Annotated in this window: 11 protein-coding genes and 1 pseudogene; 11 read left to right on the forward strand and 1 reads right to left on the reverse strand. The window is 49.0% G+C overall.

Annotated elements, in window-relative coordinates:
* The first annotated feature begins 26 nt into the window (after positions 1-26).
* Positions 27-808 (forward strand): annotated as a pseudogene (locus JCM10914_RS21165) (Cof-type HAD-IIB family hydrolase).
* Between the two features lie 364 nt (positions 809-1,172).
* Here the strand turns inward: JCM10914_RS21165 and JCM10914_RS21175 are convergent.
* Positions 1,173-2,063: an AraC family transcriptional regulator gene (locus tag JCM10914_RS21175; protein WP_023964473.1), complete on the reverse strand. Its 891-nt coding sequence runs from the start codon at positions 2,061-2,063 to the stop codon at positions 1,173-1,175.
* Between the two features lie 160 nt (positions 2,064-2,223).
* Between JCM10914_RS21175 and JCM10914_RS21180 the strand changes: the two genes are divergently transcribed.
* From JCM10914_RS21180 to JCM10914_RS21230, 10 genes are all read left to right on the forward strand, one after another.
* A complete protein-coding gene (locus JCM10914_RS21180) occupies positions 2,224-2,958 on the forward strand; it encodes a ThuA domain-containing protein (protein ID WP_023964475.1) in 735 nt (244 codons plus the stop codon).
* A gap of 131 nt (positions 2,959-3,089) precedes the next feature.
* Positions 3,090-4,031, forward strand: a complete 942-nt coding sequence (locus JCM10914_RS21185) for a sugar-binding transcriptional regulator (protein ID WP_023964477.1) — start codon at positions 3,090-3,092, stop codon at positions 4,029-4,031.
* A 309-nt stretch (positions 4,032-4,340) separates the two neighbouring features.
* Positions 4,341-5,006, forward strand: coding sequence for a deoxyribose-phosphate aldolase (gene deoC / locus JCM10914_RS21190; protein ID WP_023964479.1), 666 nt, complete (start codon positions 4,341-4,343; stop codon positions 5,004-5,006).
* Between the two features lie 93 nt (positions 5,007-5,099).
* Complete coding sequence (locus tag JCM10914_RS21195; protein ID WP_023964481.1) at positions 5,100-6,278, forward strand: NupC/NupG family nucleoside CNT transporter; 1,179 nt, start codon at positions 5,100-5,102, stop codon at positions 6,276-6,278.
* An 82-nt stretch (positions 6,279-6,360) separates the two neighbouring features.
* Complete coding sequence (deoB, locus tag JCM10914_RS21200) at positions 6,361-7,542, forward strand: phosphopentomutase (protein ID WP_023964483.1); 1,182 nt, start codon at positions 6,361-6,363, stop codon at positions 7,540-7,542.
* A gap of 25 nt (positions 7,543-7,567) precedes the next feature.
* Positions 7,568-8,275 (forward strand): purine-nucleoside phosphorylase, encoded by a 708-nt coding sequence (gene deoD / locus JCM10914_RS21205; RefSeq protein ID WP_023964485.1) that lies wholly within the window; start codon positions 7,568-7,570, stop codon positions 8,273-8,275.
* Positions 8,276-8,323: 48 nt separating this feature from the next.
* Entirely contained in the window at positions 8,324-9,625 is a 1,302-nt protein-coding gene (locus JCM10914_RS21210) for a pyrimidine-nucleoside phosphorylase (RefSeq protein WP_023964487.1), read from the forward strand.
* Between the two features lie 312 nt (positions 9,626-9,937).
* On the forward strand, positions 9,938-10,834 hold the full coding sequence (locus tag JCM10914_RS21215; protein ID WP_081739864.1) for an S-layer homology domain-containing protein: 897 nt from the start codon (positions 9,938-9,940) through the stop codon (positions 10,832-10,834).
* A gap of 392 nt (positions 10,835-11,226) precedes the next feature.
* Positions 11,227-11,967: a hypothetical protein gene (locus JCM10914_RS21225; RefSeq protein ID WP_023964491.1), complete on the forward strand. Its 741-nt coding sequence runs from the start codon at positions 11,227-11,229 to the stop codon at positions 11,965-11,967.
* A partial coding sequence (locus tag JCM10914_RS21230; protein ID WP_036719424.1) for a DUF5704 domain-containing protein occupies positions 11,964-12,781 on the forward strand: 818 nt, incomplete at its 3' end. The genes JCM10914_RS21225 and JCM10914_RS21230, both read left to right, overlap by 4 nt.

Here is a 12,781-nt window from a genome sequence, read left to right on the forward strand (position 1 = left end):
CTACGATAAGAGGAGGAAGTCATACGATGAGTTACAAAGCCGTATTTTTTGATATTGACGGAACGCTTGTGAATGAGGAGAAGGTGATCCCGCAGGATACCATCGATGCGATCAACCAGTTGAAACAGCAAGATATTGCTTTGTTCATTGCAACCGGGCGGGCACCCTATTATTTTGGACATTATGCCGAGCAACTCGGTATTGATTCATATGTAAGTTTTAATGGTTCCTACGTGGTTCATCAGGGAAACATGGTGTACGAGAACCCTATATCCGTGAAGACGCTGGAAGTATTGGAGAATTTAGCGTTGTCTCATAACCATCCGATTGTTATGCAAGGCGCAGAAGCGGGATATGCTAACCATGAAGAGCATCCGTACGTTGCCGAATCATTCAATGATCTTCATGTGGAGGTGCCGGGTTATCGGAGCAGCTACTGGAAGGAAGCGAAGGTGTACCAAGCGCTGCTGTACTGCGAGTCCCATGAGGAAAGCTTGTATACGTCATCCGAAGCACCGTTTGCCGATCTGAGCTTTGTACGCTGGCATCGTGTCGCAACCGATGTGATCCCGGGAGATGGTTCAAAGGCAAAGGGAATCGAAGCGGTATTGAAGCATCTTGGGATCAAACCGGAGGAGGCAGTAGCGTTCGGCGATGGCTGAATGATAAGGAAATGTTATCGTATGTAGGACTTGGAATCGCGATGGGCAACGCTCACGAGGAAGTGAAGCCGCTGGCGAACTTCGTAACCAAGCACGTGAATGACGGTGGCATTCGTCACGGACTGGAATATGCGGGATTGATCTAATTAGGAGCCAAGGGCGAAGAAGAAAACTTTCGTCCTTGGCTTTTTAATGTGAAATAAAAAAATGCAAACAATAGGCTGTGGGTTCAAAATGCCAACTTAAAAGCGAAGCTCGCATAAGAGCTGTGTATAACATCCGCCTGATGCTTGATATACACAGAGTTATGAACATTATCCCGGTACCTTGAACCAATTGATATGATTTCTCCCCGATGAACAAGCAAGTTATCCAGCGTTTGTGGATGAATGTGGAGAAGTACAAGGCCATACTGCGGATAAATTGACATGTAAGCGAGTTATCCCCATCCACATAACCGTACAACTTCGATCGAGCATTAAGTTATCCACGCATGTGTTGTTATCTCTGCTATTCCTGATCTCGTACTTGTTTATAGTATTGATTGGGCGACAAGCCTACGTATTTCTTGAACAATTTACTGAAATAGAAAGGATCGTCAAGACCGGTTAAGTAACCAATCTCGCCGAAGCTGAGGTGAGTCGCTTCAATTAACTCTTTGGCATGATTGATGCGAACCTGGTTCACGTAGCGCATGATCGTGTGTCCCGTCAGCTTGGTGAACACCCGATTGATGTAATCATAGTTGCATTCGAAGCGCTGCTCGATATCCGAGCTGGTGATCTTCTCAGCATAATGCTCATGGATGTAATCTAGGAGCGCGTGTACCTTCATGTAGGATTTGGTGTGAGGATTATTCCGCTCAAGTTCGTCAAACAGACTTTCCCGAGACAGTTCGATCAGCATCTCCATGAACTTAAGGGCTGTGAGACTGCGGTTAAAGTGTTTGCGCCTGTATAATTGCAGCATCTCGCTTAGGGCACGGTACATATGATGCAGGCTTTTCTTCTGGTTTAGCGTATAGACTTTGGGGAAATAAAGTTGTCTGTTGTCATAGCCTGAAGCAGGACTGCTGTTACTGCCTATCATCCACTGTTTAGCAAGTAAGGATGAGGAACGCTCGGCAGCTGGGTGGACATCCGGGTGCTCAAAGTGAATATAGTAATAGTCGCAGGGATGCTTGCGAGTACCTTCGTGCTCCAGATGAGGTTCCAGTACGAGCATATCACCCTTCCTCAGCACATAGTCGACACCGTTCTCGCGCATGTGGAGCTCACCGCTCTTAACGAAATAAAGAACGCATTCGTGGGTGGTGCGCTTAAAGTGAATCCAGGGATTCTTGTAGGAGACAAACCCCATTAACTTGATTCGGGGGACATAATCTGCGTTCATGGATAGCATGAAATACACCTCTCGATAAACTGACATGAAGTCGCTTTTGTACAAAAAGAGTAACTTTCACACATTCCCGTTCATTGTAACACAGCCTATACTTGTGAGGAATTGACATGAAGGCGGTTGGGAAATACCAGATCGTTGATAAACAAGGAGGATACGACCATTGGCTAAACTGAATGTTACCGTATGGAATGAATATCGACATGAGAGACATAACGAAGCTATTGCCCAAATATATCCGCAAGGGATTCACCAGACGATTGCCGGCTTTCTGGAACCAGGGGAAGAATTTAATGTACGGACGGCGGTATTGGACGATCCTGATCATGGCTTAACGGATGATGTGCTTGCGTCGACGGATGTGCTGCTTTGGTGGGGGCACGTCGCGCACGGCGAAGTCAGGGACGATATCGTGGAAAAAGTACGTCAGCGCGTGCTGGACGGAATGGGCCTGATCGTATTGCATTCCGGCCATGCCTCAAAGATCTTCCAGCGCCTGCTTGGTACGAATACCGGCGCATTGAAATGGCGGGATGACGGCGAGAAGGAGCGTCTGTGGGTCATCGATGCTACGCATCCGATCGTGGAAGGTCTCGGCGAATATATTGAGATTCCGCAAGAGGAGATGTACGGGGAGCGATTTGAGATACCAGCACCGGATGAACTGGTGTTCATCTCGTGGTTCGAAGGCGGCGAGGTGTTCCGCAGCGGCTGTTGTTACAAGCGGGGGCGCGGCAAGGTGTTTTATTTCAGACCGGGCCACGAAGCTTTCCCTACCTATCATCAACCGGAGATTCAACAAGTCATCACCAATGCCGTTCGTTGGGCAGCACCGGTTCAAGGTGCCAAAGTTTCTTACGGTCGGGTATCCCCTCTGGAATTAGTCAATAATCGATAAGAATAAGACGCATCCTCATGAGCGGTTGTTTTTGGGGATGCGTTTTTTTTGCGCATGGTCACGCTTCTCGAAATTTAATTCGGAACACTGTATAATGAACCCAATTCAAAATATGCAAAGTGGGTTAAATCATGGATCAAGAGAAACAGCGCCTCAGCATCGAGGCGGCAAGGTTATATTATATGTCGGATTTCAGCCAGCAAGAGATTGCGGCGAGATTAGGAGTCTCAAGGCCGACGGTTTCAAGGCTGTTGCAGCATGCCAAAGAGCAGGGGTATGTACAGATTCAGATCGTTGATCCGCTTGAGGATCTGGATGCGCTGGGCGAGCAAGTGCAGAAGAAGTACAACTTGGAGCAGGTATTGGTTAGTTATTCGCCTGCCAATGAATATCGTGAGATTCAGAAGCATATTAGCAAAAAGGCCGCAGGCTACTTGCATGAGACCGTGCAGGATTCGGATATAATCGGAGTGACTTGGGGGACGACGATGCATGCCGTCGCACGGGAACTGCAACCTAAACCTGTTCGCGGTGTAGAGGTTGTGCAGCTCAAGGGCGGGGTCAGTCAATCCCATATTAACACCTATGCAGCAGAGACGGTCCACCTGTTCGCTGAAGCATACCATACGATGGCGAGGTATTTACCGCTGCCCGTCATCTTTGATACCGTGGAATTGAAAGAGATGGTGGAGCGAGATCGGCACATCCAGCGGATTATTGAGCTTGGCAAGCAGGCGAACATCGCTATTTTTACGGTGGGGACCGTTCATGAGGATGCATTGCTATTCAGACTCGGTTATCTTAGTGAGCAAGAACAGCGATTGCTGCAGGAACAAGGCGCAGGTGATATCTGTTCCCGATTCTTTGACGCGGCAGGCAAGGTATGCAGCGAAGATATCAACAATCGGACGATCGGAATCAATCTCGAGGAGCTGAGATTGAAGGAGAAATCGATCCTTGTAGCCGGTGGCGTGTTGAAGCAGGATGCAATCCGGGCGGCGCTGATCGGTAAATATGCCAATATTCTCGTGACGGATCAGTATACGGCGCAGGCATTGCTGCAAGAGTTCTAGATATCAGTTACATTTCCATAATGGTTGTGAGGCACCTCCATGTGATTTTTTCTGATGGATAAGGTGTCTTTTTTTTGCTGTGTGTAGGTTTGAAAGCCAGGGAATTGCTTGTTTATGTTTAATCGAAACGGGTATAGAGCATAGTAAATAAGATTCTGCCTTTAGATGAAAAAATTGGGGCGTCACTAGCCTGAACATAATTTCAACATTGGTTTTACATGTGTTCAAGCCTGTGATATGCTGAGTTTCGTCAGAACTATTTTTGGATAAAATACAACCCAATTCTCATGTCGAGGAGTGTAAAAAAGAATGAATATAGCAGGATTGATTGATCACACATTATTGAAGGCGGATGCAACGGAGGCTGAGATCAAGAAGCTTACGGAGGAAGCCAAGCAATACGAGTTTGCTTCCGTATGCGTGAACCCTACGTGGGTATCTTATTGCGCGGAACAATTGGCTGGTACCACGGTGAAGGTTTGTACCGTTATTGGCTTTCCACTTGGAGCTTCGACTTCGGCTGTGAAGGCGTTTGAAGCGAAGGACGCGATAAGCAACGGCGCCACGGAAGTGGATATGGTCATTAACATCGGTGCTTTGAAGGATCGTAAGGATGAGCTTGTATTGAAAGACGTCCAGGCGGTAGTAGAAGCGGCTAAAGGAAAAGCCTTGGTCAAGGTGATCATCGAGACAAGTCTGCTTAATGAAGAAGAGAAGGTGCGCGCATCGCAATTGTCTGTGAAAGCCGGAGCGGACTTTGTTAAGACTTCGACCGGATTCTCCACAGGCGGAGCCACTGTCGAAGACGTGGCCTTGATGAGACAAACCGTTGGCGAGCACACAGGTGTTAAAGCCTCTGGCGGGGTGCGCAGCAAAGAAGATATGGTACGCATGGTCGAAGCGGGAGCTACTCGCATCGGAGCCAGTTCCGGCGTGAAAATTATGGAGGGTGGCCAATCGTCGTCATCGTATTAAAGATTTCATGGATGGTCTGAACCTGAACTGAAAGTTAGAGTTGAACAATTATCTTCGTGAATATAACGACACATCTATGGGGGAACTGCGACGATGAAATTTATAATCGCCATACTAGGTCTGTTGGTCGTATTTGGACTGGCATTCTTGATCAGTAACGATAAACGCAATATCCGTTACCGTCCGCTGGCTGTTATGATTGTGCTTCAGCTCATTCTCGGATTCATACTGCTGAATACGAGTGTTGGTGAGTATCTTGTATTAGGGATCGCGAATACGTTTGAGGCACTGCTCGACTACGCTGGTGCAGGGATCGAATTCGTATTCGGTGGCGTTGTTAACGAAGGGGCCAACCCATTCTTCCTGAACGTGCTGCTGCCTATCGTTTTTATCTCGGCATTGATCGGGATACTTCAATATATTAAGGTGCTGCCGATTATTGTTCGATATATTGGGCTTGTCTTGAGCAAGGTTAACGGCATGGGCAAGCTGGAGTCTTACAATGCGGTGGCTTCGGCCATTCTGGGTCAGTCCGAGGTGTTCATCTCGGTGAAAAAGCAGATTGCGTTAATACCGAAACACCGGATGTATACCCTCTGCGCATCCGCCATGTCTACCGTCTCGATGTCGATTGTCGGTGCGTACATGACGATGATCGAACCGCGATACGTCGTTACCGCACTGGTGCTGAACCTGTTCGGTGGTTTCATCATCGCTTCGATCGTGAACCCATACAAGGTTTCGAAGGAAGAGGATATACTCGAAGTTCAGGAAGAGGAGAAGCAGTCCTTCTTCGAGATGCTCGGCGAGTACATCATGGATGGATTCAAGGTGGCGATTACGGTCGCAGCGATGCTTCTCGGTTTCGTTGCTTTGATTGCCATGATCAACGGCCTGTTCGATTTGGCCTTCGGATTCACGTTTCAGGAGATGCTGGGCTTTATTTTTGCTCCTTTTGCTTTTGTTATGGGGGTCCCATGGAGCGAAGCTGTCGATGCCGGCAGCATCATGGCGACGAAGCTTGTATCGAATGAATTTGTGGCGATGCTGGATTTGGCCAATTTCACAAACATGTCCGAACGTACGATGGGTATCGTCTCGGTATTCCTGGTTTCGTTTGCGAACTTCTCGTCCATCGGTATCATCTCCGGTGCCGTGAAGGGATTGAATGAGAAACAAGGGAATGTCGTGGCACGTTTCGGCTTGAAGCTGCTCTATGGCGCAACACTCGTAAGCGTATTGTCTGCAACGATTGCAGGTTTGTTCCTCTAAGGAGTAAAGTGTTATAGGAAACATACAAGCGAGAGTATTGATATGTTGATGATTTAATCATGTATAAGAGGGGAGTACGTATATGGAACGTTTTAACCGAATCCATCTCGTTGTACTGGACTCTGTCGGAATCGGCGAAGCGCCGGATGCGGCTGATTTTGATGACGTAGGGTCAGATACGCTTGGGCACATCGCTGGCGCAACCGGAGGGCTGCATATGCCGAATATGGCAGCGCTCGGCCTCTCCAACATACGAGAGATCGAAGGTGTGCCGGTTGCCGACAAGCCTCGATCGTATTATACGAAGATGCAGGAAGCTTCGAACGGCAAAGACACGATGACAGGCCATTGGGAGATTATGGGGCTGTACATCGATACGCCATTCCGAGTGTTTCCGGATGGTTTTCCGGATGAACTCATTCAGCGTATCGAGGAGAAGACGGGACGTAAGGTTATCGGGAATAAACCTGCGAGTGGTACGGAGATCATTGAGGAGCTTGGGGAAGAACATGTGAACACAGGAGCCCTGATCATCTACACCTCTGCAGACTCGGTTCTCCAGATTGCCGCTCATGAGGATATCGTTCCGCTGCAAGAGCTGTATGATATCTGCGAGTTCTGCCGCGAAATCACCCTGGAAGATCCGTATATGCTCGGCCGGATTATTGCCAGACCGTTCATTGGCCAAGTCGGCAGCTTTAAACGCACGGCCAATCGCCATGATTATGCCTTGAAGCCGTTTGGACGCACCACCATGAACGAGATGAAGGATGCTGGACTTGATGTCATTGCGCTTGGCAAAATCTCCGACATTTATGACGGAGAAGGCATCACGAAAGCGGTTCGAACCGTGTCCAATATGGATGGCATGGATAAACTGCTGCAGACCCTGGACGAATCTTTTACAGGTCTCAGCTTCCTGAACCTGGTCGATTTTGATGCGGTGTATGGACATCGCCGCGATCCGAAGGGCTATGGGCAGGCACTGGAGGATTATGACCAACGACTTCCTGAAGTGCTGGAGAAAATGACGAGCGACGACCTGCTGATTATTACGGCCGATCACGGGAACGATCCAACCTATAAGGGCACGGACCATACTCGCGAATATGTACCGCTGCTCGTTTATTCGCCACGATTTACGGAAGGCAAAGAATTGCCGCTGCGGAAGACGTTCGCCGATATCGGCGCCACCGTTGCCGAGAATTTCGGTGTGAAGCTGCCGGTTCACGGCACAAGCTTTTGGAATGAATTGAAATCATAATTCGAGTTCAGTGGAGGAATGGGATATGAGCACACATATTGGAGCGAAACCAGGGGATATTGCGGAATCGATTCTGCTGCCGGGCGATCCGCTGCGGGCTAAGTTTATCGCCGAGACCTATCTGGAGGACGTGACTTGCTATAACGAAGTGCGCGGCATGCTCGGATTTACTGGAACCTATAAAGGCAAGCGTGTATCCGTACAAGGATCAGGAATGGGCGTTCCTTCGATTGCCATTTATGTCAATGAACTCATTTCGGACTATGGCGTGAAAAATTTGTTCCGCGTAGGTACTTGCGGCGCGATGCAGAAGGACGTACATGTGCGTGACGTCATATTGGCGCAAGCGGCATGTTCTGATTCCGGCATGAATCGTCATCATTTCAATGGCTATGACTTCTCTCCGATTGCAAGCTTTCCGCTCTTGCTTGGTGCTTACGAGCGTGGTAAGGACAAGGGATTGAAGATGCACGTCGGCAATGTGTTTACGTCCGATGTGTTCTATCGCGAAGATAAATCCGTCGTAGAGAAACTGATGCAGCACGGCGTTCTTGGCGTGGAGATGGAGACAACGGCACTGTACACGATTGCAGCCCGATTCGGTGTGAACGCTCTTACGATATTGACGGTAAGCGATCATCTGCTGACTGGTGAAGAAACCTCGTCCGAGGAGCGTCAAACGACGTTTAACGACATGATGGAAGTGGCGCTAGATACGGCCATTTCGCTGTAATCAAGATTTAGAAGCAACACATCATCGCAAACGTGAGGAGAATATACGATGAGAATGGTTGACATCATTGCGAAGAAACGCGACGGCAAGGAACTGACAACAGAAGAGATCCATTTTTTCATCCAGGGATACACCCAAGGCGACATTCCTGACTATCAAGCGAGTGCCATGAATATGGCGATCTATTTTCAGGATATGACGGACCGGGAACGGGCGGATCTAACGATGGCGATGGTGGAATCCGGTGAAACCATTGATCTGTCCGCAATTGAAGGGGTCAAGGTGGATAAGCATTCCACTGGCGGAGTGGGAGATACCACGACGCTTGCCTTGGCTCCACTCGTAGCCGCTCTCGATATTCCCGTTGCGAAGATGTCTGGACGCGGACTCGGTCATACAGGCGGGACGATTGATAAGCTGGAGTCCATTGCGGGCTTTCATGTGGAGATCACCAAGGACGAGTTCGTGAAGCTGGTGAATGAGCATAAGATCGCGGTAATCGGTCAGACGGGAAATCTTACACCGGCGGATAAGAAACTGTATGCGCTGCGGGATGTGACGGCAACGGTGAACTCGATTCCGCTCATCGCCAGCTCGATTATGAGTAAGAAGATTGCCGCTGGATCCGATGCGATCGTATTAGACGTGAAGACTGGGTCAGGCGCGTTTATGAAAACCGTAGAGGACGCCAAGGAATTGGCGCATGCCATGGTTAGCATCGGCAACAACGTCGGCCGGAAGACGATGGCCGTCATCTCCGACATGAGTCAGCCCCTGGGGGCAGCCATCGGCAATTCACTCGAAGTGCGCGAGGCGATTGATACGCTTCGCGGCGAGGGACCTAAGGACCTGGAAGAGCTGTGCCTTGCACTTGGCAGACAAATGGTCTTCCTTGCGCAGAAGGCCGACTCGCTAGAAGATGCGGAGAAAATGCTGAAGGAAGTCATTCGAAACGGCAAGGCGCTGGATAAGTTCAAGGAATTCATCCAGAATCAAGGCGGTGATCCGTCTGTTGTCGATGACCCGAATCGTTTGCCGAAGGCACAGTACCTGATCGAATTACCGGCACAACAGGATGGCGTAGTAGCCGAACTGATTGCCGATGAGATTGGTACCGCTGCGATGCTGCTCGGTGCAGGACGTGCGACGAAAGAGTCAGAGATCGACCTGGCAGTGGGCCTCATGCTGAACAAGAAGATTGGCGACTCTGTGAAGAAGGGCGACTCACTCGTCACAATTCACGCTAATCGTGAGAACGTCGATGACGTGAAACAGAAGCTGTATGAAAGCATCCGAATTGCTGACCATGCAGAAGCACCAATTCTCATCTATGACATTGTAACTGAATAATATATGGAATCGATAAGGCTCTCCCCTGGTAAGTGAAGTACATACCAGGGGAGGCCTTATTTGTGTTGCTTGAAGATAAAGGAGTTGCAAAGTTGTGAAGAAAGGTAGTAAATAAGAACTAATATAGGAATATAATCCCAATATAAAAGAATTATATGGTAAAATATCTACAATTTCTCTCCCCGGATAACCAGTACTCGTGGAGGAAGTGGAGAGAACAGGCGGCACAATGTCCCTAAGCAAGGGCGTAGGAAGGAGATCCGATACGGGAGTACATAGGTGTATATAAAATGAATACGAAGGAGAACTGGAATGAGGAGATATGCTAGAAGGAAAATGTTTAAGGCTGTGCTTGCCGTGTTCGTTGTTTCCATAGCGGCCGCAACGTTATCGATTACGAAGCCGGTGAGCGGTGCAGCAAAATTCAAGGATGTTCCTGCCAGCCACTGGGCTGTGAAGGCGATTGATTCGGCTGTAAGTCGGGGGTATTTCAAGGGGTATGCAGATGGAACGTTCAGACCCAACGCGAATATTACGCGGGCCGAGTTCGCGGCGTTAATGACAAGGGTCTCGAATAATTCCCTGGCCGAGGGAACGGGAGTCTTTAACGACTTAGCAGGCCATTGGGCGCAGTCGGCGGTACAAGAGGCGATGGCTATGGGATTCCTATCTACATCAGACTATCCGAACGGCTTCCAGGCAAGCAAGCCGTTGACTCGCAAAGAGATGGCAAAATGGATGTCATCGGGCCTTGCTGCCAAGAACGATAATTTCAAACAGGCGCTATTGGATACAAAAGATACCCTTGTGCCCGTCGCCGAATTTTATAAGGGCGGACTAGCCAAATCCGATTATCCTTACTTATCCGTTGTCCTGGGCACGGGCTTGATGACCGGTTATCCCGATGGGACGTTCGGACCGGATAAGATGACGACTCGCGCCGAGGTAGCAGCGATTCTCGCGCGATATTCAAACGTGCAGGACAAGAACCCGAGTCAGTACCGGGATCTGAATGAGATGAGAGAAGTCGGTTTGACGGGCACGAACCTTACATCGGCCACGCCGCATGTATACAGTGCCATTGCGGGCACGGATAAGATAGCTAGCTTTGATCGATTTGCCAATCAACCGTACACGATGATGTATAACCGGGGGACGATGACGGTGCACCGCATGATCGTGGCCGATGCAAGTTCGCCAGGCAGGTGAAGAATTTGTATGGGAAGATGTTTATTGATAAGGGGTTTAACTGGTCTGTTAGGGGAGATGCATATAATGTATTTCTCGAAGCTACTGTTATTCCAAACGATAGTACATCCCTTACAAATGAGGCTTTCATGTCCTCCACTCTCTATAATTTCACGCAAGGCAGAGGTTTTAAAAGCGGCACTATCACAAAATTTAACCTCAACGTTATTCCGGAATCCGACAATTTTATAAAGACAGGATTCTTTAAAAAGGATGTACCTAATCGTTTTTGGATGCATAGATTCTTGAATAGGGAATGGAAATCAGACCAAAATGGCGGGTCAATGGGGAAATTAAACACATTAACCTCATTTCGAATCCCGAATCCAGAGTAGTAGCAGGGAGAGTACGGGATGAAGAAATTCACTTCTTTCACTCTACCTTTGGTAGTGAGCTTATTATTATCCGTATTATTCGTCATACAGAATACAACGTATGCTGCACCAATCGCCGTGGTTAGTCCCGATCCAGAGGATATTACGCCCTTAAAGCCTCCCACGTTTCTTCCTGATGCCGCGAATGGACCTACTGCCTATCAGAAAAAGATCACAAAACTAGAAGGTCAGAGCAATTCAAATCCTGGAGTGTATTGGTATCAGATCGATGACGGAAGGTTCCGCGCAGATAGTTACCGAGCTCCAGGAGGGTATGTTCATGTCAACAATATCGGAACGGATTCCAATCCTTGGCCAGCTGTTGGTGAGGTTTATGACAAAATTGAGATGGCGAGAAACCCAATTTATAGGCCGAGTCAGTATGTGGATCATATAGGGACTTCTGTGCATTCCAATAATGTAGTAAATGAGATCATTGCTCAAGTAAAAACCGTAGAATTGCGTCAAGATGAAGAATCTGAGATTACTGCGCTAGAAATTACTGATCAAAAAACAGCTGTTCTGATTACTTCCAAAACAGGCAGGAAAGCAATGAGTTCAAATCTTTACAAGCAGTTCCGGCACGAAGATACCGGTTTGCCGAGATGGAGTCCTTCTTGCGGGTGTTTTCTTCCATATACCAAGTATATGACGGCCTACTATACGCCACTAAATATATACTGGCGAGCGAGGCCATTGAGCAGAAGAAAATGGAGGTGAAAGGCAAGGCCACGCTTCGAATCGGAGAGGAAGCTAACTTGCAGGCTCTCGTAGCGACGATGGCTCCCGGATCGAGCGACTATGGCAATCCGGTTAACGTTGCGACACGGGCGAGTGAGACGGAATGGAGAACGAATTCCGTGGCAACCGTATCCGTCAATAACAGTGGACGTGTCACAGGGGAACGCAAAGGTACGGCACGGATAAGCGCCATCTGGAGTAAGGATGGGTATCAACTGACCGCGTCCATCACCATCATAGTAGATGAGAATGGGAGTACCCCGCCGCCTCCAGACCCTTCTACCGCTTCATGCACCGCACCCACACCCGGTCAAGCCCTCAACGGGCGGTACATGGACCCGGTCGTCACGGCCCGCATCCTAGCGGATCAGCGCGGAAGCGAACGCTTTGATGTGCTGCAAGGCATCCCGACCTCCGAGAGCTTGTACGGCAACATTATTGCGCGGAACTACCTCTTTCAGCATACCTTTGTCAACATGAGCGGGGTCTGCACGTTCGAAGTCAACATCGAGAAGACTTGGACCCTCAGCTGGGATCCCGGGCAGGAAGGACCGGAAGGTCCGGACGGGAATCCAACCACGATTCCGGACCCCCAAACCGAGGAAGAAACCGTCACCGAGCGCTACACCGTACAGCGACCTTACTCCTATTGGGTGATCGATAACTTGGAAATCTACCGCATCCAGCAAGGCGTACTGCGAAATTATGCACTGCCCGGTGAACAGATCACCATCACGCCGCAGGGCTATCAGCCACCGTCGTACAGCACAAACCGCTCCGGGGCCTTCTATCC

Source organism: Paenibacillus sp. JCM 10914 (assembly GCF_001315105.1).
Classification (GTDB): Bacteria; Bacillota; Bacilli; order Paenibacillales; family Paenibacillaceae; genus Paenibacillus_AQ.

Excerpts from the sequence above, each read along its gene's own strand:
- deoD (WP_023964485.1), top strand. The coding sequence starts at position 7,568 with ATGAGCACACATATTGGAGCGAAACCAGGGGATATTGCGGAATCGATT.
- JCM10914_RS21185 (WP_023964477.1), top strand. The coding sequence starts at position 3,090 with ATGGATCAAGAGAAACAGCGCCTCAGCATCGAGGCGGCAAGGTTATAT.
- JCM10914_RS21210 (WP_023964487.1), top strand. The coding sequence starts at position 8,324 with ATGAGAATGGTTGACATCATTGCGAAGAAACGCGACGGCAAGGAACTG.
- JCM10914_RS21215 (WP_081739864.1), top strand. The coding sequence starts at position 9,938 with ATGAGGAGATATGCTAGAAGGAAAATGTTTAAGGCTGTGCTTGCCGTG.
- JCM10914_RS21195 (WP_023964481.1), top strand. The coding sequence starts at position 5,100 with ATGAAATTTATAATCGCCATACTAGGTCTGTTGGTCGTATTTGGACTG.
- JCM10914_RS21225 (WP_023964491.1), top strand. The coding sequence starts at position 11,227 with ATGAAGAAATTCACTTCTTTCACTCTACCTTTGGTAGTGAGCTTATTA.
- JCM10914_RS21175 (WP_023964473.1), bottom strand. The coding sequence starts at position 2,063 with ATGCTATCCATGAACGCAGATTATGTCCCCCGAATCAAGTTAATGGGG.
- deoB (WP_023964483.1), top strand. The coding sequence starts at position 6,361 with ATGGAACGTTTTAACCGAATCCATCTCGTTGTACTGGACTCTGTCGGA.
- deoC (WP_023964479.1), top strand. The coding sequence starts at position 4,341 with ATGAATATAGCAGGATTGATTGATCACACATTATTGAAGGCGGATGCA.